We start from the raw sequence: 25,594 nt of genomic DNA, 5'->3' as shown, positions 1-25,594 counted from the left end.
CAATATTAACTGCCAACTAAACACTGAATACTGATCACTATTTTAATTTGCTAATCCAATCAAAGCATCAATTTGTTGTCCTTCCGGCGACATATCGAAGTTCTCTTTGATTTCGGTGAAATATTTTAATGCTTCTGCTTTATTTCCTAAAGCTAAAGCTGTCTTTCCTGCTTTTAATAGAAATCTAGGTCTTGTAAAATCATTAGTGCTGTTAACGTCTGCCGCTTTTACATAAAACTCTAGAGCTTCCTTTTGTTTGTTTTGTTGTGCATAAGCATCACCAATAGCGCCTTTAGACAAAGCACTCAAAGTAACATCTTTTGTAGAGAATTTTTCTAAACTTGTTACCGCTTCTGCATATTTACCTGTGTTCAGGTAAGCAATACCGGCATAATAGTTAGCCAAATTACCGGCAGCAGTTCCTGAATATTCTTCAGCGATTTTTAAGACTCCAAATTTACCTTCAGAACCGTTTAATACTAAATTGAACAATGAATCCGCTTTTACATCACCGTCAACTGCTTTTTGGAAGTTTTGTTGCGCAACGAATAACTGATCCGCAGCATCTTGTTGGTTTGGCTCAGCAATAAATTTTTCATAAGCAAAATAACCAACAACCGCCAATACTACAGCAACAAGGAAACCTAAAATAACTTTTTGATTTTTTGCAATAAAATCTTCTGCTCTCGAAGCTGATTCATCTAAAGTATCAAATGCTTTTGCGGTTGTACTGTCTTTAACATCAACATTCACATCTTCAATAAAATTATTGTCTAATTTCTCTTCTTTTTCTTTTGGTGATCTATATCCTCTTTTGTTAAAAGTTGCCATCTATTTTTAATTTAGTGTGCGCAAAAATAAAATTTTTATTCAAACCGACACAAAAAAAATTGATTTAATATTTAATACTGATGAAATTATTTTTTTTTATCAAAGGTTCTTTCTTTTCAAAGACAAAATATCACTTAAAGAAAAAATTTAAAAGCTATTTTTCTCGTTATTTTTGAATAATTTGCACCTCTTAACTTTAAGGCTTGGGAATAACAATAATTAATCAACCTTTTCCTGATATAAATAAGGAGCTTAAACACTAATTTCAAACAAATCCAAATTGTTTTTAAAACGAATATCAATACTCAATTACAAGAATTTTTCAGACGCTTCCTTCGAATTTGACCTCAAAATCAATTGTTTCGTGGGTAAAAACGGTATTGGAAAAACCAACATACTCGACGCTATTTATCATTTGGCCAATGGTAAAAGTTATTTCAATCCGTTAGCGGTGCAAAATATCAAACATGGCGAAGAGTTTTTTGTAGTCGATGGCGAGTTCGAAAAAAATGACCGTTCCGAGCAAATTCTCTGCAGTTTGAAAAAAGGCCAAAAAAAAATCCTCAAACGCAACAGCAAAGTCTACGAAAAATTTTCCGACCATATTGGTTTTATTCCGTTGGTCATCATTTCTCCAGCCGATAGAGATTTAATCATCGAAGGTAGCGAAACGCGACGTAAATTTATGGACAGCGTGATTTCGCAATTGGATAACACTTACTTACAAAAACTCATTCAATACCAAAAAATCATCAGCCAACGCAATGCTTTGTTGAAGTATTTCGCCTTGAACCATGTGTTTGAAAAAGACACTTTAAGCATCTATAATGAGCAGTTGGATAATTTGGGAAAAACTATTTTCGACAAAAGACAAAAGTTTCTGGAAGAATTTATTCCGATATTTAACCAATACCACCAAGACATTACCAACTCTGCCGAAACCGTGCAATTGGTTTACCAAAGTGATTTATTCGAAAAAGACACTTTGACTTTATTAGAAGAAAATCTCAGCAAAGATCGAGCTTTACAATACACTTCTGTTGGTGTTCACAAAGACGATTTGTCATTCGAAATTGACCATTATCCGATTAAAAAGTTTGGTTCTCAAGGCCAACAAAAATCTTTTCTTATCGCTTTGAAGTTGGCCCAATTCGATTTTGTCAAAAAACAAAGCGGCGAAAAACCAATCCTGCTTTTTGATGATATTTTTGACAAACTGGATGAATTTCGCGTTAGTAAGATTATAGAAATGGTCAACAACGAAGAATTCGGGCAATTATTTATCTCGGATACACATCCGGAACGAACGGAAAACATAGTAAAAACAACCCATCAGAGTTACAAAATATTTAACTTATAATGTTACACTATTTTGTAATTTAGCTAAAAAATTGCAAGACATGAAAACCAAATTATTTTCTCTATTATTATTGAGTTTCCTATTCATAAGCTGTCAAGGACAACCAAGTAAAAATATTCAAACATTAGCACCTAAAGCTTACGCTGAAAAGCTAAAAACTACTGAAAAACCTCAATTACTTGATGTTAGAACGCCGCAAGAATATAGCGTTGAACACCTTGAAAATGCGACCAATGTCAATATAAACAATAATGATTTTGTCTCGAAAGCGGCTGGATTTGACAAAACCAAACCAATTTTCGTGTATTGCAAAGTAGGCGGAAGAAGCGCACAAGCAGCAGATAAATTAGCTGAAATGGGTTTCAAAGAGATTTACAATTTAGAAGGCGGCATCATGAAATGGACCGCTAACGACCTGCCTAAGTCTTCGCAAAGCTCTACCAGTGCCAAAACCGGAATGACTTCGGACGATTATCAAAAACTGATCACATCCGACAAAAAAGTCTTGGTCAATTTCACTGCGGTTTGGTGTGGTCCTTGTCAAAAAATGAAACCATATGTATTGAAATTGCAAGAAGAATTGAAAGACCAAATTAAAATCATAAGATTGGATGCCGATGAAAATAAAACTTTGACCGAAGAAATGAAAATTGATGGTTTACCTACCGTTATTATATACGAGAACGGTAAAGAAGTATGGCGGAATATAGGCTATATCTCGGAAGAAGAATTAAGAAAACACTTGTAGTATGATAACTAAAGATGCCCTCCTGTTTCTGGAAGATTTAATCGCAAACAACAATACCGATTGGATGCATGCCAATAAAAAAAGGTATGAAAATTACAAAAAGGATTATCATAATTACATTGCTTTGCTTTTGGCAGAAATGAAACCATTGGACAAAACTTTAGAACCGTTGGAAGTCAAAAATTGTACGTTTCGCATCAATCGCGACATTCGTTTTTCTAAAGACAAATCGCCTTATAAAACCAACATGGGCGTATGGTTTACCCAAAATAAATTCCGTAAAAACAGTCCGGGATATTATGTACACTTCGAAAAAGGAAATTCCTTTATCGCCGGTGGTGTTTGGTGTCCGGAACCTAATGAATTAAAAAAAATACGCAAAGAAATCGCTTTTTTTAATGAAGATTTAGAAGCTATTGTCAATGATAAAACTTTCAAATCAACATTTGCAACACTGACACGCGACGACAGTAACACCTTAAAAAAAGCACCCAAAGATTTCGACCCAAATCATCCGGCCATTGAATTTTTAAAACTGAAAAGTTATACGGCTTCAACTAAAATTGATGATGCTCTTTTTACTGACAAAGATTTCAGCAAAATAGTAGCGCAAAAACTAATCACTTTAAAACCGATGAATGACTTTTTACGTAGAGCTTTAGAGACTGAAGATTAAATAATCAATGGCTAAAAAAAGAATACTGTTTTTGGGCGAAACTTATCGCGCCGATGCTGTTACTTGGATGAATGGACTCCGAGATTTTGGCGACTTCGAAATTGTCACTTGGGAATTGCAAACCAAAAGCTACGGAATTTACAGATTGATTCGAATACTTGAGTTGACCAAAGCATTTTTCACCATAAAAAGCATCGTCAAAAAATTCAATGCTGATATGGTCATTGCGGAGCGAACCACTAGTTATGGATACCTGGCAGCATTGTGTGGCATTAAACCCATAGCCATTGCCCAACAAGGCATAACCGATTTATGGCCGGTGAATTCCCCATCCTATCCATTCAAAAAAATCATTCAAAAATATGCTTATAACAAAGCCGATTTAATTCATGCTTGGGGAACTGTAATGGCCAATCATATGATTGAAAGTGGTGTCGACATGTCGAAAGTGATGATTTTACCCAAAGGCATTAATCTCAATTTTTTTCAGTTCAATGAGGCGTATGACAACCAAAAAATCAACGCAATTATAACGCGTTCGCTAAATCCGGAATACCAACATGATCTGATTTTAAAAGCTTTTGCATTGCTGAAGCAAAAAAACATTCCTTTTAATCTTGTAATTATTGGTGATGGTATCGAATTGAAAAAACTACAATCTTTAGCCATAGAATTGAATATAGAAAAGGAAGTTGACTTTATGGGCAGAATTGACAATAATGATATTCCAACCTATTTACAAAAATCCAATTTCTACATCAGTATGCCAACTACAGAAGGTGTTTCGGCTTCTCTATTTGAAGCTATGGCCTGTGGTTGTTTCCCAATTGTAAGTGATTTACCCGGCAATCGTCATTGGATAGAACAAAAAATTAACGGAATACTTGTACCTTCCGAAAATGCTGTTAAATTAGCGGAAGAATTAGAGTGGGCTTTTCTCCATACAGATTTAACTAAACTAGCTATTTTAGCCAACAGAGCGTTTGTTGAAGAGAATGCCAACTACGAAAAAAACATGAAAAAAATTGCCTTGAAATACCACGATTTGATTACAACTAAATCCGCCACTATTTAGTTATATGTGCGGCATAAACGGAATTCTACATTTAAACTATAAACCGGTTGACGAAAATCAATTGGTTAAAATGCGTGATGTCCTGGAACATCGTGGTCCGGATGACAAAGGCATTTATCTCAACAACAATATAGGCTTAGGTCATAGAAGGCTTTCCATTATTGATACTTCAACAGCCGGTCATCAGCCATTTATATCCGAAAACGGAAGATACATCATCGTCTTTAATGGTGAAATTTACAATTACCAATCTTTTTATCCCGAATTAAAAAGCAAAGGAATCACTTTAAAATCAGGCTCTGACACAGAAGTCCTACTTAGGCTCTTTGAATTATATGGTATGGAAATGCTACATCGCTTGAACGGGATGTTTGCCTTCGCTATTTGGGACACTTTAGAAAAAAAACTATCGCTTTGCAGAGATCGAATGGGTGTAAAACCTTTGTATTACGCCATTCACCAAAACACTTTATTTTTTGCCTCAGAACAAAAAGCGCTTTTTACCGCCGGTGTTCCTTTAGAAATTTCGGAAAACGGTATGGAAGAATATGTTTTCAATCGTTTTGTTGCCGGTGAAAACACTTTGTATAATCATGTGAAAAAGTTGCTCCCAGGACATTATATGGTTATTGAGGAAAACGGCAAAAGCACGACTAACAGATGGTGGAATTTAAAAGAACAAATCCAAAACCACAGCCCAATTATCCATCCGAAAAAATGGTTTGAAGAAACTTTCTTTGATTCGGTAAAACTGCGCATGGTGAGTGATGTTCCCGTTGGTGTTCTACTCAGTGGCGGATTAGACTCCTGCTCGATTCTATCGGCTTTATACCATCAAAATTTTAAGAATATTGAGGCTTTCAATATCAGTTTTTCGGAAGCCGAACACAATGAATTTCATTTGGCCAAAAGGATTACGGAAGAGTACCAATATATTTTGAATCATACCCAATTGGAGAATGACAATTTGTACCAAAATTTATTTGAAACCACTTATTTCCAAGACGAACCGATAATGCACCTCAACGAACCGCATTTATTGGCCATCGCTAAATTGGCAAAGCCAAAAGTAAAAGTGCTGCTTTCCGGTGAAGGTGCCGACGAATTGATGGGTGGTTATGTACGTTACAAAGCCTTGAAAAATCCTTCTTTGCTAAAAGTCATTTCACAAATTTCGAAGTTTGAAACCTTTAATAAAAAACCGCGCTACGACAAATTGTTCCGTTATTCCAAGATCAACAGCGATGCGGATTTAGTGATTTTCAATGGTTCTAATGTCTATCCTGAAGATATTAATTTGTTTTATGGCAATAAGAACAAACCCGAAAATGCCTATCGCCATCAGATTTTACAAGAAGCGCAAGAGTTGTATCCAAAAGACTTACAACGTCAAGCCTTGTATTTTGACCAACACACTTATTTGTGTTCGTTATTAGACCGAAACGACCGTTGCACTATGGGAAGTTCGATTGAATGTCGCGAACCGTTTTTAGACCCAAGATTAGTCGCCGGTTTAGGAACACTTGACAGCAAATGGATGTTCACCGGTAAAAAAGGAAAGTTCATTCTCAAAACTACGATGAAAGATAAACTTCCTAAAGAAATCATCGATTTCAGAAAGATTGGTTTGAGCGCGCCATGGGGAAAATACTTGACTGAATATCCTATTTTTAAAGAAGAACTGAACAGTTTTGCCAAAAGCGAGATGTTTGATATGCCTTTTTTGGAAAACATCAACGGTAGTAAAATTGTCAGTGAAATTCAAAAAGGAAACACCAAAATTATTCCTTATATAATGCCACTTTTCATGTTCCATGTTTGGCAAAAAAACTACCAAAAGAAATTCGTTTAAAATGATGGATTGTTTACTTTTGTAAACCATTAAGTCGATTTAAATGATGCCAATCCAGACCAATTTCTCCCTAAAAAAATACAATACTTTTGGCATTGAAGCCAAAGCCCAACAATTCATTGCAGTCCACACGGTAGCTGAATTAAAAACCGTTCTAAATGAAAACCAAAACCAAAAGAAATTCATTCTCGGCGGCGGAAGCAATATGTTGTTAACCCAAGACATTCAAGCCTTAGTGATTCATATCGATTTAAAAGGAAAAAGAATCCTCAAAGAAGACGATGATTTCGTTTGGGTAGAAAGTATGGCGGGTGAAAATTGGCATGAATTTGTACTTTGGACCATCGACCAAAACTTTGGCGGATTGGAGAATATGTCTTTAATTCCAGGGAATGTTGGAACAACTCCGGTGCAAAACATTGGCGCTTACGGTACCGAAATCAAAGATACTTTTGTATCGTGTGAAGCCGTTAATATTGCTACGCAAAGCCTCAAAACTTTCAACAAAGAAGAATGTCATTTTGGCTACCGAGAAAGCGTATTCAAACACGAAGCCAAAGACCAATTCGTCATTACTTCTGTCGTTTTCAAATTAACGAAACGCAATCATAAAATAAATACCTCCTACGGCGATATTACTAAGGAATTAGAAAAGCAAAACGTTGTTGTACCAACATTGAAAGATGTTTCCAATGCCGTAATTGCCATTCGCCAAAGCAAATTGCCGGATCCAAAAGAACTAGGCAACAGCGGTAGTTTTTTCAAAAACCCAATTATTTCAAAAGTGGATTATGAAAAAGCACATGCTTTACATCCCGATATGCCTCATTATGTGGTTTCTGAAACCGAAGTCAAAGTACCGGCCGGTTGGTTGATTGAACGCGCAGGGTTTAAAGGAAAACGTTTTGGTGATGCCGGAATTCATAAGAATCAAGCATTGGTTTTAGTGAATTATGGCAACGCAACCGGTCAAGAAATTTTGGCTGTTTCCAAAGACATTCAAGCCACTATTTTAAAAGAATTCGGCATTGCAATTGAAGCTGAAGTGAATGTGATTTAAAATGAAAACTATTCTGGAAACCAATCGTTGTTACCTCCGAGAATTAACTGTTATTGATGCTCAACATTTCTATGATTTGAATACCGATCAAGAAGTTATCAAATACACCGGTGATAAGGCTTTCACCAATGTGACTGAAGCCAAATCATTCTTGGAAAATTACAGTCAATATGAACTTTACGGATACGGTCGTTGGGCTGTAATTGTCAAATCAAATAATGAATTCATAGGTTGGTGTGGCTTGAAATATTCACCGGATTTAGACGAAGTCGATTTGGGTTTTCGCTTCTTTAGAAAATATTGGAACCAAGGTTACGCTACCGAAACCGCAAAAGCTTGTATCGATTATGGTTTCCATCATTTGCAACTCACTAAAATAGTCGGAAGAGCAATGGAACTGAATGTAGCTTCGGTCAAAGTTTTAGAAAAAACAGGCATGACATTCGTTGGCAAATTCAACTTTGATTTACACGAAGGTGTTTTATACCAAATTCAAAATAAAAAGTAATTATGTACATTCCTGAACTTTATAAAAACGAAAATCAAGAAGACATTCAAAACTTCCTTCATCAAAATGGATTTGCAATTTTGGTTAATCAAACCGATGGCAAATTGTGGGCAACGCATACGCCGTTGATTTTAGAAACCAATTTTGAAGGAAAACAGATTTTAGTCGGACACATCTCTAAACTCAATCCGCAAGCGGAAAGTTTTAAAACCAATAATGAAGTGTTGGCTATTTTTTCGGGTGCACATACTTATATTTCTTCTTCATGGTATGACCATGAAAATGTACCCACATGGAATTATCTCGCCATACATATTTACGGAAAAGTAACGGTTTACAACGACGAACAAGCCGTAGATTTTCTAAAAAAGTTAGTTGATAAATATGAAGCTAAATCCGAAAACCCGGTTCGTGTCGAAAATTTATCCGAAAAAACGATGCGCGAAGCTCGAGGCATTGTCGCTTTCGAAATTGAAATTACAGCGATAGAAGCCCAAAAGAAATTATCGCAAAATCGTGACGATAAGAACTACCAAAACATCATCACCGAATTAGAAAAAACCAATGACAATCAAGCCATTGATATTGCCAAGGAAATGAAAAAGAATCGCTAGGAATTTGTTAAAATTCCTTTGATTATTGCGGTTAGAATAACTACATTTGCAACCCTTTTTAAAGTCAAAAAAAGCCTATGTTACTAACTCTATTCTGTCTATTCATCGCCGTAGTTGTTATTCAGTTCTTGTATTATATTGTAATATTTGGCAAATTTTCTTTTGCTAAGCCACAGACTGCTACACCGAAAAGAGTTCCAATTTCGATTATTGTTTGCGCCAAAAACGAAGAAGAAAACGTAAAAAAGTTTGTCCCACTTTTAGCCGAACAAAACTACCACACTTTCGAAATCGTTTTGATTGACGATGCTTCCAGCGACAACACCTTGGAGATTTTTGAAGAGTTTGAAAAGCAATATGATAATGTCAAACTAGTGAAAGTAGAAAACAACGAAGCTTTTTGGGGCAACAAAAAATTCGCTTTAACCCTTGGTATAAAAGCGGCAAAATACGAATACTTATTATTCACTGATGCGGATTGTTATCCAACATCGAAAGACTGGATTACGAGTATGAGTTCGCAATTCACGGCTCAAAAGAATATCGTTTTGGGTTATGGTGCGTATGAAAAAATAGCCAATTCCTTTTTAAATAAAATCATTCGTTTTGAAACTTTACTAACGGCAACACAATATTTTGCTTGGGCTAAAATAGGGAAACCTTACATGGGCGTTGGTCGTAATATGGCTTACAAACGCGAAGAGTTTTTCAAAGTGCGTGGTTTTATGGATCATATGAAATTGCGTTCGGGTGATGATGATTTGTTTATCAATCAAGCCGCAACAGCAGAAAACACAGCGGTTTGTTACCTACCAGACAGTTTCACTTATTCAGAACCGAAAACTTCTTTTAAAGAATGGTTTACCCAAAAACGTCGTCACGTATCGACAGCAAAACACTATAAAATGTTTGACCGAAACCAATTGAGTATTTTTTACGCTTCGCAATTGCTCTTTCTGTTGTTACCAATAGTATTGTTGGCCTTCCAATTTCAATGGATTGCTGTGGTTAGTATTATTGGTTTCCGATATTTATTTGCTTGGTTGGCAATGGGATTTGCCGCCGGTAAATTAAAAGAAAAGGATGTGATGTATTGGTTCCCCATTATTGAAATTGTTCTAATTTTCACGCAATTGAATGTGTTTATCACCAATACTTTCTCAAAACCGGTTCATTGGAAATAAACAAATACATAGAGAAAGCTAAGAAAGGTGACCAAGTAGCGTTTACCTTTTTGCTCGACCATTATTGGAACGAAGTGTATGGCTTTATGTTGAAACGTACGGAAAACGAAACCGATTCGGAAGACATTACCATAGAAACTTTCTCTAAAGCTTTTGACAAAATTTCGACTTACAATCCCGAATTTCAATTCAACACTTGGTTGATTGCCATTGCCAAAAACGTGCACATTGATATGCTTCGTAAAAAGAGATCGACTGTTTTTGTGGAAATCACGGATGAAGAAGACCAACAAGCTTACAATGTTGCCGACAGTTCTCCTTCAGCAGAAGACGAATTGATTACCGAACAAAACCTGTCTCGCCTACTCCAATTCATCAAAGAATTGAAACCACATTACCAAGAAGTAATTCAACTTCGTTATTTTCAGGAAATGAGTTATCAGGAAATTGCCGAACAGCTGAACGAACCGTTAAGTAACGTTAAAATCAAATTGCTTCGCGCCAAAAAACTATTGGCAGAAATCATCGAAAGCAAAAGATAGTCCACTTTTTTAATTTATTTTTTTAAGTCTTCCCAACCTTTTAGGGAAATACAATCTCTATATAAATAAATATTTAACATTATTTATACTATTTTGATATTTCCTGCGTTATAACATTAAACATCTTGCTTATGTAGTATAAATACTTAACTCTAAAACCATATAATTATGTCAAACGTTAGTATTTATGAAAAAAACTGGATCGATCTGGTTTTTGAAGGCAAAAACAAAGCCTATGGCGCTTACCAATTACGCCAAGAAAATTCCAAAACTTCATTAATAGCTTTTTTAAGTGGCATCACCTTTTTTTGCGGCGCAATTGGCTTAGGTTTATTCCTAACTTCATTCGGAGATATCCCAACTCCATCACCAATCGATGAAGATATAGTAATACGAGTAGACAATTTTACTTATCCGCCTAAGAAAAACGAGGAACCTAAAAAAGACGTTGTAGCACCACTTATTGAAGACGAGCCAACACAAAAGATAGAATCGAAAGATTTAGTTGATCCAATCATTGTGAAATCGAATGACAATCCAGATGATATTACCAAAAATGTTGATCTAAGCAAAAATAACGACGATCCAAATCCGAATGGTGGTGATACAAAAGGAACCGTAATATCTACAACTACCGGCGGCACATCTACCGGAACCAGTACTGATGGTGACGGCGAAAGTAAAGGCAACGGCATCAATACCACCAATGAATTAGACAAACTTCCTTTGTATCCGGGAGGAATGAAAAGATTCTACGAATATGTAGTCAATAACTTTAACCGTCCTGAAATTGAAGAAGATGGAGAAGTAACTTTAAGTGTTATTATGTCATTTGTGATAGAAAAAGACGGTTCGCTAACCGATATCAAAGCCGTGAGAAGTACCGACTATAAGCTGGAAAAAGAAGCCATTCGACTTTTAAAAGCCTCGAAAGTAAAATGGTCTCCGGGAATAAAAGACGGAAAACCAGTGAGAACCTTATTCATGTTACCCATAAAAGTTAAACTTTAATTCCTTTAAACCGCCTCCAGCCCGAGGCGGTTTTTTGTTAACAAAAGTTGGAAAGATTAACAGCGATTTAGACTTTTAGGGTTTTAATTTCGATTAAATATTGGTATTATTGCAATTATGAAGATGACCCTGATTTCTTTTTTTATAAGCACACTATTATACTTTTCCAGTCCAATAACCCAAATAAATAATTATTTTACGGTTACCCAAAGGAATGAGGACACTACATTGATTACTGTTCCGTTTAATGTTAAATTTGGCATTGTATCGGAAGAATACCTCAGTGAAAAAAAAATAAAAATAGATTCGTTTTACAATAAGTTTATCAATTCCCCTTACTATAGCGGCAGTTTTTTAGTGGCCAAAAACGGTCGCATCATTTATGAAGATTACACAGGTTTTTCTAATGCTAAAACCGGAAAGAAAATTGATGCTAATACTGCAATTCATTTGGCATCCGTAAGCAAAGTACTGACTGCTACAGCCATCTTAAAATTGGTACAAGAAAACAATTTAATGCTCGACCAAAAAGTAACCGATTGGATTCCGAAATTCCCTTATAAGAATGTAACTATCCGAACGTTGTTGAATCACCGTAGCGGTTTGCCTCACTATTCCAACTTCCCGAGCATCATGAAAAAAGCTTGGAACAAAAAAAAGGTACTGACCAATAAAGATATTTTAGATTTGATGGTGAAGCAAAAATTCAAACCCATTTTTGCCCATAATGCGCGGTTTGATTATTGCAATACCAACTATGTAATTTTGGCCCTAATCATCGAAAGAGCTACCGGTCAAAACTATCGTGATGCTATGCAAACACTTATTTTTAAACCACTTGGCATGAAAAACACCTTTGTATTCAATTATGAAACCGACAGAGATACCGTTTCTAAATCATACAGAGCAAGCACTATTTTTCCTTGGGATCAATATGACAATTTGTATGGTGACAAAAACGTTTATTCTACACCAAGAGATTTGGTAAAATTTGATTTAGCCACTTATTCACCCGATTTTATCAAGCCTGAATTACTGCAAGAAGCTTATTATGGTTACAGTGCTGCTAACGTGCCAAATGCTATTAAAGACTATGGTTTGGGAATGCGCATGCGTTATTTGGCCAATAAAGAAAAATTAGTTTACCACAACGGTTGGTGGCATGGCAATAATACTTCGTTTGTTCCGGTGAAAAAGGATACTGTGACAATTATCTGTTTGGGGAATAAATATTCCAACAGACCATATGCTACTTTAAATATGGCCAGCAATCTTTTCTTTAAAAAAAATGTTGAGGAAATTCCGATGCCGGCTGAACTCGAAATCAAAGAATAAAATTTAGATTTTTATTTCGTTCACCAAATAAATTCCGTCTTCTTTAATCTCGATGCGTTTTTCTTTGTAAAGTGCGCCAATGGCTTTCTTAAACGTTTTTTTGCTCATCTTCAACACGGTTTTAATGTCTTCGGGATGACTGTTATCGGTTAATCTTAAAAAGCCTCGACTCGCTCTTAATTCGAATAGGATTTTTTCGGCATTCGGTTCCACATTACTGTACCCGAATTTATTTAAAGTAACGTCAATTTTGTTATCAGGACGAATATTTTTAATGTAACCTGTCAATCTATCACCTAATCTAAGGTCTTCATAAACTTGGTCTTTGTACAACAAACCTTTGTGGATATCATTGATAATAACATTGATTCCCAACTCAGTAATGTGAGAAATAATTAAATCGACTTCATCGCCAACCGCAACCGTTAAATTTTCATTATTCAAAAACTGATTGGTCTTGCTCGAAGCCATTATTCTATTGGTCTTTTCATCAATAAAGGCAAATACCAAATACCTTTTTCCTTTTTCCATTGGGCGTGCTTGTTCTTTGAACGGAACAAACAAATCTTTTTCTAAACCCCAATCGAGGAAAGCGCCAAATTGGTTGGTATAATTTACGCGTAACACCCCAAATTCATCCATCAAAATATAGGGTTCCAAAGTTGTGGCCACCGGTCGTTCTTCATGGTCAAGGTAAACAAACACTATGATTTCATCCCCAATAGTATATTCTTTAGGAACATATTTCACCGGTAACAACACATCGGCTGTGCCATTGGTTAAAAAAAGTCCTACTTTGGTTTCACGTGCTATGGTAAGTGTATTGTAATGCCCTATTTTCATTTTGACTGCTTGTAATTTTTTCTTTTGCAAAGATAGGGAAATTAGAAACTTGAATTTGTATAATAAAAAAATGTAGTTTTACTAAGTGTAACAAAATAACCGCTAACACTACTAACGGACTATGAGTGACAACTTAGAACAATCATTTGTAAAACAGCTGAAAGAAAACCAAAACATTATCCACAAGATATGTCGGTTGTACACTAATGGCGATGATGCGCACAACGATTTGTTCCAAGAAATTACCATTCAGTTATGGAAAGCCTTTCCGAAATTTAGAGGTGAATCTAAATTCTCCACTTGGGCTTATCGCGTAGCATTGAATACTGCAATTACACTCTACAGAAAAAGTACACGAACCGTTTCAACAGTCACTTACGAAGGACAAAAACATTTCTTAAGCCAGGAAGACTACAACTTAGAAGAAGAAGAGCAAATCAAATTGATGTACCAAGCGGTGCAACAGTTGAATGATATTGAAAAAGCTTTAGTGTTTTTGTATCTCGAAGATAAAGATTACACCGAAATATCGGAAACATTGGGGATTAGCGAAGTCAATGCTCGTGTAAAAATGAACAGAATAAAAGGAAAACTAAAAAAAATATTAAATCCCTAAGGATTATGGATGAGTTGGATTTATTAAAAAAAGCCTGGAAAAAAGACACCCATTCTTTTGAACAGGTCTCAGAAACTGAAATTTACAAAATGTTGCATAGGAAATCATCATCTATTGTAAAATGGATATTGGTGATTAGCGTACTCGAGTTTGCTTTGTGGGCTGCCTTGAGCATTTTATTCAATACCGATGAAGCCATTAAGAGTTTACACGCAGAAAGTTTTTCAATCTATTTGAAAATATTGACCTATGTTAATTATGCGGTAGTAATTTATTTCATCTATGCTTTTTACCGAAACTATGCAAAAATCTCTACGATTACCTCGACCAAGAAATTAATGCAAGACATTTTAAAAACCCGGAGAACTGTACAATATTATGTTTGGTATAACTTGGTTATGATATTCATCAGTACCATTTTAGGTTTTATCATGGCTTTTGTTTTCAATCCCCAAATGAGTGCTTTGAAAGATAAAATTGCACACGAAGACAATTATTTAACGTTATCAAAAACCATTTGTATCATAGTGATCACTTGTGTTGCGATTGTCGGTTTGTTTTGGCTTTTCTATCGCTTATTGTATGGTATTTTGTTGCGAAGATTACAAGGCAATTATAGAGAACTCAAAAAAATAGACTTATAATATGAAAAAAATTGCCTTACTTCTATTGGCGTTATTGACAGGAATCACTAATGCTCAAAATAATGAAAATTCTTTGTTGTGGAAAATCTCCGGTAATGGACTAACCAAGCCTTCTTATTTATTTGGAACCATTCATATTACATGCGATGCAGCTTTATCGGATAAAGTAAAAAAAGCCTTAGACAACACCGAACAACTGTGTTTAGAATTAGATATGGACGACGCCAATATGCAAGCCGAAATGATCTCCAAAATGATGATGAAAGATGGCGTGACGATGAAATCATTGGCTTCTGCAGAAGATTTTAAAATTGTGGATGACTTTCTAAAAACCCAATTAGGTTATTCAGCTGAAATGCTTAATACTTTCAAGCCGTTTATGATTTCGGCGATGTTGTACCCGAAAATGTTGGCTTGCGAAACCCAATCAGTAGAAGTGGAACTAATGAAAATTGGCAAAGATCAAAATGAAGAAGTTATTGGATTAGAAACCATCGCCGAACAAATGAATGTATTTGATGCGATTTCTTACCAGGATCAAATGAACGAATTGGTCAAGACTGCCAAAAGCAATTTAAAAAGAGATACTGCCGAATTAAACGAGATGTTAGCACTTTACAAAACTGAAAACATTGAAGCCATGCTAGAATTTACTGCAAAGTCTGAAAATGTAATGACTTCTAAATATTCAGATGTGATGTTAAACAACAGAAACCAAAACTGGATAAGCCGAATTGATAAAATTGCTAAGAGCAAATCAACTTTCTTTGGAGTTGGCGCTGCTCACTTAGGCGGAAAAGAAGGCGTAATTGTTTTGTTGAGAAAAGCAGGTTTTAAAGTAGAAGCGGTGAAATAGATTTTAACTATAAGTAATAAGAGAAAAGGGATAAGAAAATTAAAGAACTTATCCCTCTTTCTTCTAAAAACAAAAAAAGCCCTGATTTCTCAGGACTTTTTTAATTACAAATGCTTATTGATAACACCTTGCCATTCTTCAGCCAATTTTAGTTCTTCATAGGCATAAACCGGAACAATATATTCCTTATCGGCATCGTGAAAAATAACACCATTGTCTGGCGTTGTTCCGCATTTTGAAAAGAAAATCCATTCTACTTTTTTCAAAAGATTTGATTTTCCTAACGGATTAGCGGTGGCAACAGCACAACTTTCAACTTGTGCCAAATCTTGAAAAGCAACATAAGGTTCTTTTAGGTTAAAATCCATAAAGAGCAATCCTCTATTTTGAGCATCCATCGCCAAGGCTTTGCGTTGATGTGAAGCTACCAACTGAAAGCGGTAGCGGTTGTTCTGACTGTATTGGGCAAAAAGGGAGTCGATTTGTTTTTGATCTATTTTACTGGAATTCAATACCAGATAGAGCGGTATTGATATGATCAAAATAAAGATCAGACCAATTATAATTATTGAGATATCCATGTTTAATTTTTTTTTTAATAAAGTAAATATCGCTATCCAATAAGAATGCGATTGTGTTTAAATCTGTAAGTCGAAGGAGATTACTTTACCAAAAAAAATGATAGGGAAATAAAAAACGAGAAACGCTTTCGCAGCGATTCACATCCTGAAGAAAAATTTGGATTGATCCAACACTTTTAGTAACAAAATGACAATCTGCATCATAAAACAACTCTGGATAACCAAAACTAATAGGCTTAGCATGATGTTCAGAGATTATCCTAAATGATGGTATTTGAGGTTGCAATCCTTCTTTGTGAAGAGAAGTTTCTGCTTCAAAAAGTGTTACTGTTTTCGATTCCTGACACGGTTCAATAACCATAGACGTATGGGCGACAGCAATATTGCTCAAAAGCAACAGCAGCAACCACAACTTACGCAACGCTAAGAACTGTTTCGTGTCCATATCGCAAAAATAAAGATAATAAACTGCGAGCTTGGTAAAATAAAGTTAAAATGAGTTTTCAGTTGGTTTTGTGACAATCAATTTGCATCAACTTTTAGAATCCTATGTCAAATGTCTTCGACAGGCTCAGACTGACATTCTATTTACTTATTGCCAGTAGCGAAAAAGAATCATTTACTTTTAAAACAACAACCCATAAAAAAATCCCGCCATTCCGACGGGATTTAATTTTATATACTAACTAAGGATTAACCTTTTGTATACACTTCGATGGCACCATTGGCATCTTTTAACTTTAACTCCGTAAGGGTTAAATTTTCAATATCTTGCACTTGGGTTACTCCGTTAACCACTGTGGTTAAATTATTGTGCGATCTTGAGTAAATGCCAGAAGTAGTCGATAACGTACATGGATCTATAGTAGAGTCATAATCACCTTCGGTAAGCGTGTTATCTGCGTTTAAATCAAGATAATCTTTATTGCAACCCGCTTCGTTTTGTGGTGCGTCAACTAATGTTTCTTGTCCACCTATTATTGTTCCTACTTTGCTAAGATTCCATTTTCCGGATAATGGCGCTAGAGTTTCTCCTTCATTGTCATCGCTACAAGAGGTGACAAATAATCCGATGCCTAATACTAGGGCGAGTAATACACTTCGATTTTTCATTTTAATTTATTTATAATGTTAGAGACGAAATTAGGTGTAATACTTTAGTAAGCCGTTGTAGAATTATATATTAAACTTGTATAATTATTTTTGAATTGTTTTTTAATTTCATTATTTGAGTGCAAAAACAACTTCTATTGTAGTGCCTTTTCCAATCTCACTCATTACCTTGAAAGAGGCATTGAGCTGAGTTGCGCGTTCTTGCATGTTCTTTAAACCGATTCCACCATTTTCCAAAAGGGCGATATCAAATCCTTTTCCATCATCTTCAATCCATAATCTCAACTTATTATCACCATCAGATAAGCTGACGCGACAGTTTTTAGCCTTCGCATATTTAATGACATTTCTCAATGCTTCTTGAATAATTCGATAGATAGCAATTTTAACCAAACTGTCAATAGCATCCCATCGAAACTCATCTTCACATTCAAAAGAAAAATGAGTATTACTAATTTGATTGTGTTGCGCAATGATATCAAGCAATAAATTTTTATAATCAAAAAGAGTTTCAAAGGTCTCATTGTGCAAATCATGGGAAATGCTTCTGATTTCTCTTTCTATTTCCTGAAGAAAATCAATATAACCCGATCGCTTTTGTTTTACTTCTTGTGTATCACCTTCGTTTAGCATACCTAATTGTAATCGCACACCATAAAGCTTATTCATTACACTGTCATGCAGCTCTTTGGAAATTCGGTTTTGCTCGAGCTCTTTGGCTTGTGCCAATTTGATTTGATACTCTTTTAATAGTTCGAAAATTTCTTCCTCCGCTTTTTGCTGTTGTCTTTTATTCGCAATTTCCTTTTTTTGATGCTGCAAGTATCGGTATATGATAAGGAGAACCAAAAGCAACACTATAGCAATAGAACCTGTTACTACATATAAATTTTCGGCAATCAAATCCCTGTTTTCATTCTCAACTACTGCCGTTTCATATTCAATACGTGCATATCTGTTACGATTGATACGTTGAGCTTTAGTCAGACTATCTGTAATCGAGATGTATTTTTGATTGTATAGTCGGTTGTTGCGAACATCTATTTCGCTTAATAATTTTAAGGTCGATTTAATTTCGCCAACTGCTTTAAGCTTAACTGCCAACGCATTGGCTTCTTTTAAATAATGAATAGAAGAAGCTGTATCTTTAGTTATTGAATAATACTCGCCTAAATTGATCAACTGATACATAATGTTGTTCTGATGATTATTTTGCTTTGAGAGTTGTAAACTTTCTCTAAAAGCATTTTCTACTCCATTCAAAATGCCAAATTTCATCTTGGAATATCCTAAATTACCAATAACAGAAGCATAATCTTTGGGCCATTTGGCTTTCAAATCAGGACTAACAACGGAACTTAATTCCTTAATCGACTTTTGGTACTCGCCTTTTTTATCATAAATATTGGCTATATTGATAGAGTAATTGACAGTATAATTATTGGTTTTTTCAAAGTCAACATTCGATTTCTTTAACTCATCTAATACTGTTTTCGATAAATGAAAATACTTTAAAGCGTTATTATATTCCTCCAGTTTTTCAAAATTATACCCCATAACCACATAACAAGAATACAATAACTGATTGTTTTTACTGTTCTGTAAAAGCTTCAAGGCATTTGAAACCTGTATTTCACTCTCCAAATAATTGCCCTCATAAAACAAAAGGTAACCTTTCTTGAACAAGGTTTGTCCTTCTTTTTCCTTATCACCTTTAAAACTATAAAGTTTTTCCGCTTGATGGTAAAAATAGTAGGCGCTGTCTCGTTGGTTGTACTCATAACAATCGCCTTTGTAAAAATAAGCCCTTGCAATGGCAATAGTATCCTTTCTTTGCTTTGCCAACTGGAGTGCTTTTTCAGTTATCTTAAGTGACAAATCATATTTGTTCAAATAATAATATTCTGTGGAAATGTTGAACAGAAGATCCATATAAATGGAATCTCTGGTAGAAGATTTTTCAAGTAAACTTATAGAATCCAAAAATTGGAGTTTATGATCTTTGGAAAGTTTTTTGTAATCTGAATCACTAAACACAAGTGAGTCAATATTCTCGGTCTTCTTAGGCTGACAGCCGAATAGTAAAAAACTGAGTAGGATAAATAAAATAGCAGAGTTGGGGCGCATTGCTTTTTTTACAAAAATAAGCAAAAAAAAAGAGACTATATTTCATAGTCTCTTATAAAAATTAAGGTCTTGGTCCCGGTGGAATAACTGGTCCTCCGTCCATACCATTATCTGCTGTTACAGTTGTATTCTCAGTAGCCGGCATTTCATCTGTTGTACAAGAATAAAGTGATAAGCTGAAAAGCATTATCAAAAGTAGTTTTGGGAAAAATTTTGTTTTCATAAAAATTAGTGGTTTTAAATTTTAAATAATTGAGAGGTCAAGCTTTGTGAGCTCAACAATTTGTTGGGTTTCTGAAAAGAAGGGAAATTCTTTGCAGTGTTATTTTAACCTTAATTCCCTTGGTTAAAACAATTTACATAGCGCTATCGTTTTGGTATTAAGAACGACCAAATGTAAGCAGTTGAATTGGCTTAAAAATAAATTGCAAAGCCTGTTTAGTAAGTCAACAAGCGCGGAAAGTAGCTGGTTGGTTTTTGACTGTAACTCACAATTTTATTTAAGATATCCTGTGAATTATTGTGTCAATATTTTCCTTATAAGTTCGGGAAAATGGAAGAATAATCTCGTTATTGTCAAGATAGCAACTGTTTTTGCCTAAATTAATTCGATTAACATAATCTATATTAATGACATAACCGTGGTGAATTCTGAAGAAAAAGAAAGGCAATAATTTTTCAAAATGTTTTAAAGTCTTAAAAGCAGTAACTACTTTGCCGGACTTCAAATAAAAATCAGTGGTATTGCTATCTGCTTTTAAATAAATAATATCATGAAACTTAATAAAGTTATAATCGCCATTGGATTTTATTGAAATTTTATCGGCAAATAAAGCCTTATGCGTTTTTTGAAATCGAAACAAACACCTACGTAATTCGTTTGGGTCAATCGGTTTGAGCAAAAAACCGGTTACGCCTCGTTGATAAGCCTCATAAGCCGCTTCTTTAACGTCACTTAAAACAATTATAGTCGGCAATTCCTCAAGGTATTCGTGCAGTTCACTTAACAAGGAAAAGGAAATTGAACCCTGACTTTCATTACCATCATTGATAGATAAAAAAACAACATTGGGTTTCAGTTCCAATATTTTATCAATTCCTTCTTTTTTAGTTTGGCAAACCGCCACACATAAAAAATCGTCAAATTGTTTGATTTGCTCTAAAGTCGTTTCAAAGTCGTTAGAATCGTCTACCAGAATAAAGGAAAACTGCATTTTTTTTTGCAATTTAGCCTACATGAGAAAGCCTATTTTACGGCAAAACCGTAATTCTTCGCTACATATTAATTAAATTTGATTTCTCATAAACTTCTGGATTAAAACCATGATTGAAAACCTAACCACAAAAAGAAATATTCTAATTGTAGATGACCATCCCATTAATGTGGACAGTTATAAAACGCTACTATCTAATATTGAATCCAATAGGCATGCTGATTTCTTACTTGCTTTTGATTGCAAAGAAGCTTATGATATCATTAAGGGAAGAAAAAACAATGAAGCACTTATAGACTTTGCCTTTATAGACATCAATCTTCCTTCTTATGAAGAAAAAAAAATATTCTCAGGAAGTGATTTGGCCCTGATGATTAAAGACTTCTTTCCCGAATGTAGAATTATCATTATCTCGATGCACAAAGAACCATTGTGGGTAAACCAAATTTATAAAAGTGTCAATCCACAAGGTTTTATTGCCAAAAGCGACATCGACTACAAAAGTTTCCCTCTAATATTCCAAAGTATTGAAAAAAATGAGACTTACTATAGTAGTTCAATAAAAGAATCTCAGAGAGTGATGATTCAAAAAAACATTAACTGGGACGACAACGACAGCAAAATTTTGCAATACTTAGCGGATGGAATAAAAACCATACAGCTTCCGAATTTTGTACCGCTTTCATTAAGTGCCATTGAGAAAAGAAAAGCCAACATCAAGAAACAATTGATGCTCAATTCGGGTTCCGATAAAGAAATGGTTGATATTGCAAAAAAATTAGGGTTACTTTAAAAAAATTCCTTTTTAAAGATTGGATTTGTTTTGTTAGCTTATTTGGCTGGTGTCCGCTTTATCAACTTGCCATTTTCGTAGTTTATTTAAGCGCTCTTGTTCTTCAATTTCCTCGGCAGGAATCACTTTTAAGAAAGATGCGTGTTGCTCTATGGCATACTCAACTTTTTCTACGATTTGCTCTATGGTTTCGTTTTCATAATCAATAACCAAAGGTTCTTTGATGATAAATGATTGTAAAATATTTTTCTTTTTGACACGCAAACCTTTTTTGTCAAACGCACGACGGAAACCGTCAATAACTATAGGCACAACTATAGGTTTGTGTTGTTTTATAATATGAGCGGTTCCTTTTCTAACCGGTTTAAAGGACTTGGTGGTGCCTTGCGGAAAGGTAATTACCCAACCATCTTCTAAAGCTATTCGGATATTCTCCGTATCATTCGGATTAATTTCACGTTTTTCTGTTACATCTTTTCCGCCCGAGCGCCAGGTGCGTTCTACCGTTATTGCTCCGACGTAAGCCAAAATCCTTGGTAACAAACCTGCTTTCATTGTTTCACTGGCGGCAACATAATAGATATTCATCTTGGGTTGCCACAAATAACCAACATTTTTAATATTATCTACACGTCCTGATAAACTGGCATTGAACACGTGAAACATGGCTACTACATCGGCAAAATACGTTTGGTGATTCGATATAAAGAGTACATTTTTATCGGGCAAACCTTTAATGATTTCCGAACCTTCAATATGAAGTTCGTTAAAACCTCGATAACGACGGTGCGTTAATACACCAAAGATTCGGATTAGCCATTTTTTGATAAAGAGTATATGACCAAAAGGATTTCTTTTAAATAATCCCATAATTGATTTTTTATTTGTGACTTTTAGGGACGCAAATTTACAAAAACTAAAATTTATAAAACCAATTTAAGGGTTTCTTTCAATTCGCTCAACATCATAGCGGTGGCGCCCCAAACGAAATGCTCTCTTACCTGAAATCCAGGCACTTCAATACTACCGGCATAAGATGTTTTCATTGTGGTATTCACAATAATTTTATCATTCATAAAATCGGCGAACGGAAATTCGACTAATCCGGCGACTTCATCCTCTTGCAGATTGAACTCCAATTCGCTTTCGCTATAACCCAAATAAGGATAAACCATAAAATTACTCGGCGGAATATACACTTCGGTAAAGGCGCGAATCACATTGACATGATTAGGATTTACCCCAATTTCCTCATGGGTTTCTCTGAGTGCTGTTTCCTTTAAATCGGCATCAAAATCCTCTACTTTTCCCCCGGGAAAAGCAATTTGTGACGAATGAACTCCGTTGTAACTGGTTCTGAGAATTAGAGCCAAATAAGTTTGTGAAGCTTTGGGATAAAAAAGCATCAGTACAGCGGCTTGCTTTGGAGTAACCTTGGTGAAATCTATGGCTTTAATTAAATCTAATCGATTGGCTGGAGCCATTTTTGCATGGGCATGCGTTGCCGGTAGCTCGACATTTTGTATTTTTGGCGTATATTTTAAAAACTCTTCAAAGTGCATCATGCCTGATTTTAGAAATATAAAGTTACCTCAAAAAAACAACGCACACCAAATTTACACCAATAAAATGTACAGCAAAGAAGAAGCCCAACGCATCAAAAAGGAATTCTGGACCGCATTTGCCGAAGCTTATCCGAGAAAATGGTTGTTGTATGACACTAAGATTAAAGACGTTACTTTCAAATTCTATATAGATAACAAAAAGGCACAAGTGCTTTTAGATATTGAGCCAAAAGACGAAGAAAAGCGCAAAATTTATTTTGAAAAAATAGAATCACTCAAAACAATTTTACTCGAAGAATACCTTCCGGAAGCGATTTTGGAGCGTCAATTTTATTTAGAAAGCGGTAAAGTGATTAGTAGAATTTGGGTCGAAAAATTGGGTGTAAGCCTAAACAATAGAAATTATTGGCCTGAGATTTTTGATTTCTTCAGCGAAACAATGACGAAGTTTGAAGTCTTTTTCTACGAATATGAAGATTATATTAAGGATTTGGAAACCAATACTTAGCGAAGAATTATATCCGTCACTACTTCTTTACGAAGCTCTTCATTAATCATCGTAATTATTTTTTGTTTTCCATAACTCAACTCTTCCCGCAAGACCGCTGATGTTAAAGAAACATACAAAGTAGATCCTTTCAGAACCACTTCTTTAGTATAACTGTTGACACCATTACCCATTAACGATTTCCAAGCTTCCTGAACGTCAATTTTGTCCATGCCGCTTTGGAGTTTGTTGGTTTCAATAAACGCTTTTAAAACGTCGCCTATCGAACTTTCGTTGCTGAGTCTTTTGGTCATTATTTTAAAGAAAAAGGTTTGAATTTTTTATAAGTGTAAATTAGGTTCTGCTTGTTTTTGAGCACCAAAGTAGAATCTTCAATGGTGATAATCTCTTCATTCCATTTGCCGTAATCGGTTTTGTATTCGACAAAATAGGCATTCTCGATTTCCAAAATTTTAAGATTTTCCTTTATACCGTTGGTTTTAAAAGTGCCGTCAAATTGCGGCATTACTTTTTGGCGAAAGCCTACCATTTTATGGTCAGACTCTCCCGAAACTTCGGGATGTCGAAGTTCAAAAAAATCGATGGTTTCGTTGACTTTATAGTCTTTGGTTTCGCCGTTAGCCAAAGTCACTTGTTTGATTTCCCAATAGCCATTGAGCTTTGACAAATCTTCTTTTTTAACATCAGCTTGGCATGAGATTAATAAGAAAGTGATCAGTATGGCGGAAATTCTTTTCATGGTATTTACTGGTTTTAACTCCATCACAAATTTAATTTTTTAAGTTCATAAAGTGAGTGAAATAAAAATTAATATTATCAACATTAAACTATTTACTACTTTTAAAGTCCAAAGACAAATTCTAAGTTATGAAAAAGATATACCTACTCGTTTTTGTGTCCCTTTTTATGTTGAATTGCAGTTCTGATTCTGATAATTCTGCTGAACAAATGTACTTTCCTCCAACTGACAGCAGTAATACTTGGGAAACGAAATCCATAACAGATTTAAGCTGGAATCAAAGTGCCGTTCAACCTTTACTAGACTATTTGGAACAAAAAAACACCAAATCCTTTATCATATTAGTCAATGGTAGAATCGTGATGGAAAACTATTTTAACGGCCACTCGGCAACTTCTCCTTGGTATTGGGCAAGTGCCGGAAAAACATTGACTTCTACGGTAACCGGAATTGCACAAGATGAAGGATTACTCAACATTAATAACAAAGTCTCTGATTATTTAGGAACCGGTTGGACAAGCGCACCATTAGCCAAAGAAAATCTGATTACTTGTAAAAACTTATTGTCTATGAATTCAGGATTGAATGATGCTTTAGGTGATAATGTTGAGCCTGCCAATTTACAATATGTCGCCGATGCCGGAACACGTTGGGCTTACCACAATGTCTATGTGAAATTACAAGACGTAGTAGCCGAAGCCAGCGGACAAACTTGGACCAATTATTTCAACACTAAATTAAGAGACCGAATCGGAATGACTGGTGGCGCTTGGATTAACAGTGGTGATGGTCTAAGTGTTTATTGGAGTACCTGCAGAAACATGGCTCGTTTTGGATTACTATCCTTAAACAAAGGAAAATGGAACGGAACAACCATAGTAAATGAAAATTATTTTGTTCAAGCTACAACAACTTCTCAACCGATTAATCAGGCCTATGGTTATCTGTGGTGGTTGAATGGAAAATCTTCTTACCATTTGCCAACCAGTCAATTTGAATTTAACGGCACCTTGATGTCAAATGCACCAAGCGATATGTATGCAGCTTTGGGGAAAAACGACCAAAAAATTTATGTGATTCCAAGTAAAAAAATGGTAGTTATCCGAATGGGAGATGTAGCCAATCCTGACAATCCAACTTTTGCCTTATCAGGATTCGATAATGAATTATGGGATAAAATCAACGATTTATATCAGTAA

The 25,594-nt window shown here is 35.1% G+C and carries 30 protein-coding genes; 18 read left to right on the top strand and 12 right to left on the bottom strand.

Annotation, left to right across the window (positions count from 1 at the left end; all coding sequences use genetic code 11):
* Positions 1-42: 42 nt before the first annotated feature.
* On the bottom strand, positions 43-831 hold the full coding sequence (locus C8C84_RS08985) for a tol-pal system YbgF family protein (protein ID WP_121313214.1): 789 nt from the start codon (positions 829-831) through the stop codon (positions 43-45).
* 280 nt (positions 832-1,111) lie between these two features.
* Between C8C84_RS08985 and C8C84_RS08980 the strand changes: the two genes are divergently transcribed.
* The 12 genes from C8C84_RS08980 to C8C84_RS08925 all read left to right on the top strand — a co-directional run bounded on the left by C8C84_RS08980 (position 1,112) and on the right by C8C84_RS08925 (position 12,796).
* Positions 1,112-2,191 carry a DNA replication/repair protein RecF gene (locus tag C8C84_RS08980; RefSeq protein WP_121313212.1) on the top strand — a complete coding sequence of 360 codons (1,080 nt, stop codon included), beginning with the start codon at positions 1,112-1,114 and terminating at the stop codon, positions 2,189-2,191.
* Between the two features lie 40 nt (positions 2,192-2,231).
* Complete coding sequence (locus C8C84_RS08975; protein ID WP_121313210.1) at positions 2,232-2,939, top strand: thioredoxin domain-containing protein; 708 nt, start codon at positions 2,232-2,234, stop codon at positions 2,937-2,939.
* Position 2,940: 1 nt separating this feature from the next.
* The gene (locus tag C8C84_RS08970) at positions 2,941-3,615 is read left to right on the top strand and encodes a DUF2461 domain-containing protein (protein ID WP_121313209.1); all 675 of its coding nucleotides are present in this window, start codon (positions 2,941-2,943) and stop codon (positions 3,613-3,615) included.
* 7 nt (positions 3,616-3,622) lie between these two features.
* Positions 3,623-4,690 (top strand): glycosyltransferase family 4 protein, encoded by a 1,068-nt coding sequence (locus C8C84_RS08965; protein ID WP_121313207.1) that lies wholly within the window; start codon positions 3,623-3,625, stop codon positions 4,688-4,690.
* A 4-nt stretch (positions 4,691-4,694) separates the two neighbouring features.
* On the top strand, positions 4,695-6,542 hold the full coding sequence (asnB, locus tag C8C84_RS08960; protein ID WP_121313206.1) for an asparagine synthase (glutamine-hydrolyzing): 1,848 nt from the start codon (positions 4,695-4,697) through the stop codon (positions 6,540-6,542).
* Between the two features lie 46 nt (positions 6,543-6,588).
* Complete coding sequence (murB, locus tag C8C84_RS08955; protein ID WP_121315017.1) at positions 6,589-7,602, top strand: UDP-N-acetylmuramate dehydrogenase; 1,014 nt, start codon at positions 6,589-6,591, stop codon at positions 7,600-7,602.
* Position 7,603: 1 nt separating this feature from the next.
* Positions 7,604-8,110, top strand: coding sequence for a GNAT family N-acetyltransferase (locus C8C84_RS08950; protein ID WP_121313205.1), 507 nt, complete (start codon positions 7,604-7,606; stop codon positions 8,108-8,110).
* Between the two features lie 2 nt (positions 8,111-8,112).
* Complete coding sequence (locus C8C84_RS08945; protein WP_121313204.1) at positions 8,113-8,724, top strand: FMN-binding negative transcriptional regulator; 612 nt, start codon at positions 8,113-8,115, stop codon at positions 8,722-8,724.
* A 77-nt stretch (positions 8,725-8,801) separates the two neighbouring features.
* Positions 8,802-9,908, top strand: a complete 1,107-nt coding sequence (locus C8C84_RS08940; RefSeq protein ID WP_121313202.1) for a glycosyltransferase — start codon at positions 8,802-8,804, stop codon at positions 9,906-9,908.
* Positions 9,899-10,450, top strand: coding sequence for an RNA polymerase sigma factor (locus C8C84_RS08935; RefSeq protein WP_121313201.1), 552 nt, complete (start codon positions 9,899-9,901; stop codon positions 10,448-10,450). Before C8C84_RS08940 ends, C8C84_RS08935 begins: the two co-directional genes overlap by 10 nt.
* 168 nt (positions 10,451-10,618) lie before the next feature.
* Positions 10,619-11,461 (top strand): energy transducer TonB, encoded by an 843-nt coding sequence (locus C8C84_RS08930; RefSeq protein ID WP_121313200.1) that lies wholly within the window; start codon positions 10,619-10,621, stop codon positions 11,459-11,461.
* Between the two features lie 117 nt (positions 11,462-11,578).
* Positions 11,579-12,796, top strand: a complete 1,218-nt coding sequence (locus C8C84_RS08925) for a serine hydrolase (RefSeq protein ID WP_121313199.1) — start codon at positions 11,579-11,581, stop codon at positions 12,794-12,796.
* Between the two features lie 3 nt (positions 12,797-12,799).
* On the opposite strand, the gene C8C84_RS08920 is transcribed toward C8C84_RS08925, so the two are convergent.
* Positions 12,800-13,639, bottom strand: a complete 840-nt coding sequence (locus C8C84_RS08920) for a S1 RNA-binding domain-containing protein (RefSeq protein WP_121313198.1) — start codon at positions 13,637-13,639, stop codon at positions 12,800-12,802.
* Between the two features lie 121 nt (positions 13,640-13,760).
* On the opposite strand from C8C84_RS08920, the gene C8C84_RS08915 reads away from it, so the two are divergent.
* Genes C8C84_RS08915 through C8C84_RS08905 form a run of 3 tightly spaced genes read left to right on the top strand, consistent with a single transcriptional unit; the run spans position 13,761 to position 15,755 of the window.
* The gene (locus C8C84_RS08915) at positions 13,761-14,255 is read left to right on the top strand and encodes an RNA polymerase sigma factor (protein WP_121313197.1); all 495 of its coding nucleotides are present in this window, start codon (positions 13,761-13,763) and stop codon (positions 14,253-14,255) included.
* Positions 14,256-14,260: 5 nt separating this feature from the next.
* On the top strand, positions 14,261-14,899 hold the full coding sequence (locus C8C84_RS08910) for a hypothetical protein (RefSeq protein ID WP_121313196.1): 639 nt from the start codon (positions 14,261-14,263) through the stop codon (positions 14,897-14,899).
* 1 nt (position 14,900) lies between these two features.
* Complete coding sequence (locus C8C84_RS08905; protein WP_121313195.1) at positions 14,901-15,755, top strand: TraB/GumN family protein; 855 nt, start codon at positions 14,901-14,903, stop codon at positions 15,753-15,755.
* A 104-nt stretch (positions 15,756-15,859) separates the two neighbouring features.
* Here C8C84_RS08905 and C8C84_RS08900 read toward each other — a convergent pair whose 3' ends face one another.
* The 6 genes from C8C84_RS08900 to C8C84_RS08880 all read right to left on the bottom strand — a co-directional run bounded on the left by C8C84_RS08900 (position 15,860) and on the right by C8C84_RS08880 (position 20,790).
* Complete coding sequence (locus tag C8C84_RS08900; RefSeq protein WP_121313194.1) at positions 15,860-16,336, bottom strand: hypothetical protein; 477 nt, start codon at positions 16,334-16,336, stop codon at positions 15,860-15,862.
* Positions 16,337-16,421: 85 nt separating this feature from the next.
* Complete coding sequence (locus C8C84_RS08895) at positions 16,422-16,781, bottom strand: hypothetical protein (protein ID WP_121313193.1); 360 nt, start codon at positions 16,779-16,781, stop codon at positions 16,422-16,424.
* Between the two features lie 248 nt (positions 16,782-17,029).
* Positions 17,030-17,449 (bottom strand): lipocalin family protein, encoded by a 420-nt coding sequence (locus C8C84_RS08890; protein ID WP_121313192.1) that lies wholly within the window; start codon positions 17,447-17,449, stop codon positions 17,030-17,032.
* A gap of 111 nt (positions 17,450-17,560) precedes the next feature.
* Positions 17,561-19,432, bottom strand: coding sequence for a sensor histidine kinase (locus tag C8C84_RS08885; RefSeq protein WP_158592560.1), 1,872 nt, complete (start codon positions 19,430-19,432; stop codon positions 17,561-17,563).
* A 205-nt stretch (positions 19,433-19,637) separates the two neighbouring features.
* Complete coding sequence (locus C8C84_RS17040; RefSeq protein WP_158592559.1) at positions 19,638-19,799, bottom strand: hypothetical protein; 162 nt, start codon at positions 19,797-19,799, stop codon at positions 19,638-19,640.
* A gap of 277 nt (positions 19,800-20,076) precedes the next feature.
* The gene (locus C8C84_RS08880; RefSeq protein WP_147406832.1) at positions 20,077-20,790 is read right to left on the bottom strand and encodes a LytTR family DNA-binding domain-containing protein; all 714 of its coding nucleotides are present in this window, start codon (positions 20,788-20,790) and stop codon (positions 20,077-20,079) included.
* Positions 20,791-20,899: 109 nt separating this feature from the next.
* On the opposite strand from C8C84_RS08880, the gene C8C84_RS08875 reads away from it, so the two are divergent.
* A complete protein-coding gene (locus C8C84_RS08875; protein ID WP_121313189.1) occupies positions 20,900-21,583 on the top strand; it encodes a response regulator in 684 nt (227 codons plus the stop codon).
* Positions 21,584-21,616: 33 nt separating this feature from the next.
* On the opposite strand, the gene C8C84_RS08870 is transcribed toward C8C84_RS08875, so the two are convergent.
* Positions 21,617-22,453 (bottom strand): 1-acyl-sn-glycerol-3-phosphate acyltransferase, encoded by an 837-nt coding sequence (locus tag C8C84_RS08870; RefSeq protein ID WP_121313188.1) that lies wholly within the window; start codon positions 22,451-22,453, stop codon positions 21,617-21,619.
* 53 nt (positions 22,454-22,506) lie between these two features.
* Positions 22,507-23,148, bottom strand: coding sequence for a CoA pyrophosphatase (locus C8C84_RS08865; RefSeq protein WP_370453641.1), 642 nt, complete (start codon positions 23,146-23,148; stop codon positions 22,507-22,509).
* Positions 23,149-23,212: 64 nt separating this feature from the next.
* Between C8C84_RS08865 and C8C84_RS08860 the strand changes: the two genes are divergently transcribed.
* The gene (locus C8C84_RS08860; RefSeq protein WP_121315015.1) at positions 23,213-23,656 is read left to right on the top strand and encodes a DUF4268 domain-containing protein; all 444 of its coding nucleotides are present in this window, start codon (positions 23,213-23,215) and stop codon (positions 23,654-23,656) included.
* On the opposite strand, the gene C8C84_RS08855 is transcribed toward C8C84_RS08860, so the two are convergent.
* Both C8C84_RS08855 and C8C84_RS08850 read right to left on the bottom strand, forming a co-directional pair.
* Positions 23,653-23,949, bottom strand: coding sequence for a DUF721 domain-containing protein (locus C8C84_RS08855; protein ID WP_121313187.1), 297 nt, complete (start codon positions 23,947-23,949; stop codon positions 23,653-23,655). The two genes, C8C84_RS08860 and C8C84_RS08855, sit on opposite strands and share 4 nt — an antisense overlap.
* Positions 23,949-24,395 (bottom strand): hypothetical protein, encoded by a 447-nt coding sequence (locus C8C84_RS08850; RefSeq protein WP_147406831.1) that lies wholly within the window; start codon positions 24,393-24,395, stop codon positions 23,949-23,951. The genes C8C84_RS08855 and C8C84_RS08850 overlap by 1 nt, the downstream gene beginning before the upstream one ends.
* Positions 24,396-24,523: 128 nt before the next feature.
* Between C8C84_RS08850 and C8C84_RS08845 the strand changes: the two genes are divergently transcribed.
* Positions 24,524-25,594 carry a serine hydrolase gene (locus C8C84_RS08845; protein WP_121313185.1) on the top strand — a complete coding sequence of 357 codons (1,071 nt, stop codon included), beginning with the start codon at positions 24,524-24,526 and terminating at the stop codon, positions 25,592-25,594.

The sequence above is a fragment of the Flavobacterium sp. 102 genome (assembly GCF_003634615.1).
In the GTDB taxonomy this organism is placed as follows: Bacteria; Bacteroidota; Bacteroidia; order Flavobacteriales; family Flavobacteriaceae; genus Flavobacterium.
This window is presented reverse-complemented; position numbering and strand designations above follow the sequence as displayed.

What these genes read in the sequence shown, in the direction of transcription:
- C8C84_RS08870 (WP_121313188.1), bottom strand. Translation starts at nt 22,453, where the DNA reads ATGGGATTATTTAAAAGAAATCCTTTTGGTCATATACTCTTTATCAAA.
- C8C84_RS08970 (WP_121313209.1), top strand. Translation starts at nt 2,941, where the DNA reads ATGATAACTAAAGATGCCCTCCTGTTTCTGGAAGATTTAATCGCAAAC.
- C8C84_RS08855 (WP_121313187.1), bottom strand. Translation starts at nt 23,949, where the DNA reads ATGACCAAAAGACTCAGCAACGAAAGTTCGATAGGCGACGTTTTAAAA.
- murB (WP_121315017.1), top strand. Translation starts at nt 6,589, where the DNA reads ATGCCAATCCAGACCAATTTCTCCCTAAAAAAATACAATACTTTTGGC.
- C8C84_RS08965 (WP_121313207.1), top strand. Translation starts at nt 3,623, where the DNA reads ATGGCTAAAAAAAGAATACTGTTTTTGGGCGAAACTTATCGCGCCGAT.
- C8C84_RS08860 (WP_121315015.1), top strand. Translation starts at nt 23,213, where the DNA reads ATGTACAGCAAAGAAGAAGCCCAACGCATCAAAAAGGAATTCTGGACC.
- C8C84_RS08940 (WP_121313202.1), top strand. Translation starts at nt 8,802, where the DNA reads ATGTTACTAACTCTATTCTGTCTATTCATCGCCGTAGTTGTTATTCAG.
- C8C84_RS08880 (WP_147406832.1), bottom strand. Translation starts at nt 20,790, where the DNA reads ATGCAGTTTTCCTTTATTCTGGTAGACGATTCTAACGACTTTGAAACG.
- C8C84_RS08905 (WP_121313195.1), top strand. Translation starts at nt 14,901, where the DNA reads ATGAAAAAAATTGCCTTACTTCTATTGGCGTTATTGACAGGAATCACT.
- C8C84_RS08930 (WP_121313200.1), top strand. Translation starts at nt 10,619, where the DNA reads ATGTCAAACGTTAGTATTTATGAAAAAAACTGGATCGATCTGGTTTTT.
- C8C84_RS08875 (WP_121313189.1), top strand. Translation starts at nt 20,900, where the DNA reads ATGATTGAAAACCTAACCACAAAAAGAAATATTCTAATTGTAGATGAC.
- C8C84_RS08985 (WP_121313214.1), bottom strand. Translation starts at nt 831, where the DNA reads ATGGCAACTTTTAACAAAAGAGGATATAGATCACCAAAAGAAAAAGAA.
- C8C84_RS08850 (WP_147406831.1), bottom strand. Translation starts at nt 24,395, where the DNA reads ATGAAAAGAATTTCCGCCATACTGATCACTTTCTTATTAATCTCATGC.
- C8C84_RS08945 (WP_121313204.1), top strand. Translation starts at nt 8,113, where the DNA reads ATGTACATTCCTGAACTTTATAAAAACGAAAATCAAGAAGACATTCAA.
- C8C84_RS08865 (WP_370453641.1), bottom strand. Translation starts at nt 23,148, where the DNA reads ATGATGCACTTTGAAGAGTTTTTAAAATATACGCCAAAAATACAAAAT.
- C8C84_RS08915 (WP_121313197.1), top strand. Translation starts at nt 13,761, where the DNA reads ATGAGTGACAACTTAGAACAATCATTTGTAAAACAGCTGAAAGAAAAC.
- C8C84_RS08890 (WP_121313192.1), bottom strand. Translation starts at nt 17,449, where the DNA reads ATGAAAAATCGAAGTGTATTACTCGCCCTAGTATTAGGCATCGGATTA.
- C8C84_RS08925 (WP_121313199.1), top strand. Translation starts at nt 11,579, where the DNA reads ATGAAGATGACCCTGATTTCTTTTTTTATAAGCACACTATTATACTTT.
- asnB (WP_121313206.1), top strand. Translation starts at nt 4,695, where the DNA reads ATGTGCGGCATAAACGGAATTCTACATTTAAACTATAAACCGGTTGAC.
- C8C84_RS08895 (WP_121313193.1), bottom strand. Translation starts at nt 16,781, where the DNA reads ATGGACACGAAACAGTTCTTAGCGTTGCGTAAGTTGTGGTTGCTGCTG.
- C8C84_RS08900 (WP_121313194.1), bottom strand. Translation starts at nt 16,336, where the DNA reads ATGGATATCTCAATAATTATAATTGGTCTGATCTTTATTTTGATCATA.
- C8C84_RS08845 (WP_121313185.1), top strand. Translation starts at nt 24,524, where the DNA reads ATGAAAAAGATATACCTACTCGTTTTTGTGTCCCTTTTTATGTTGAAT.
- C8C84_RS17040 (WP_158592559.1), bottom strand. Translation starts at nt 19,799, where the DNA reads ATGAAAACAAAATTTTTCCCAAAACTACTTTTGATAATGCTTTTCAGC.
- C8C84_RS08975 (WP_121313210.1), top strand. Translation starts at nt 2,232, where the DNA reads ATGAAAACCAAATTATTTTCTCTATTATTATTGAGTTTCCTATTCATA.
- C8C84_RS08920 (WP_121313198.1), bottom strand. Translation starts at nt 13,639, where the DNA reads ATGAAAATAGGGCATTACAATACACTTACCATAGCACGTGAAACCAAA.
- C8C84_RS08910 (WP_121313196.1), top strand. Translation starts at nt 14,261, where the DNA reads ATGGATGAGTTGGATTTATTAAAAAAAGCCTGGAAAAAAGACACCCAT.
- C8C84_RS08950 (WP_121313205.1), top strand. Translation starts at nt 7,604, where the DNA reads ATGAAAACTATTCTGGAAACCAATCGTTGTTACCTCCGAGAATTAACT.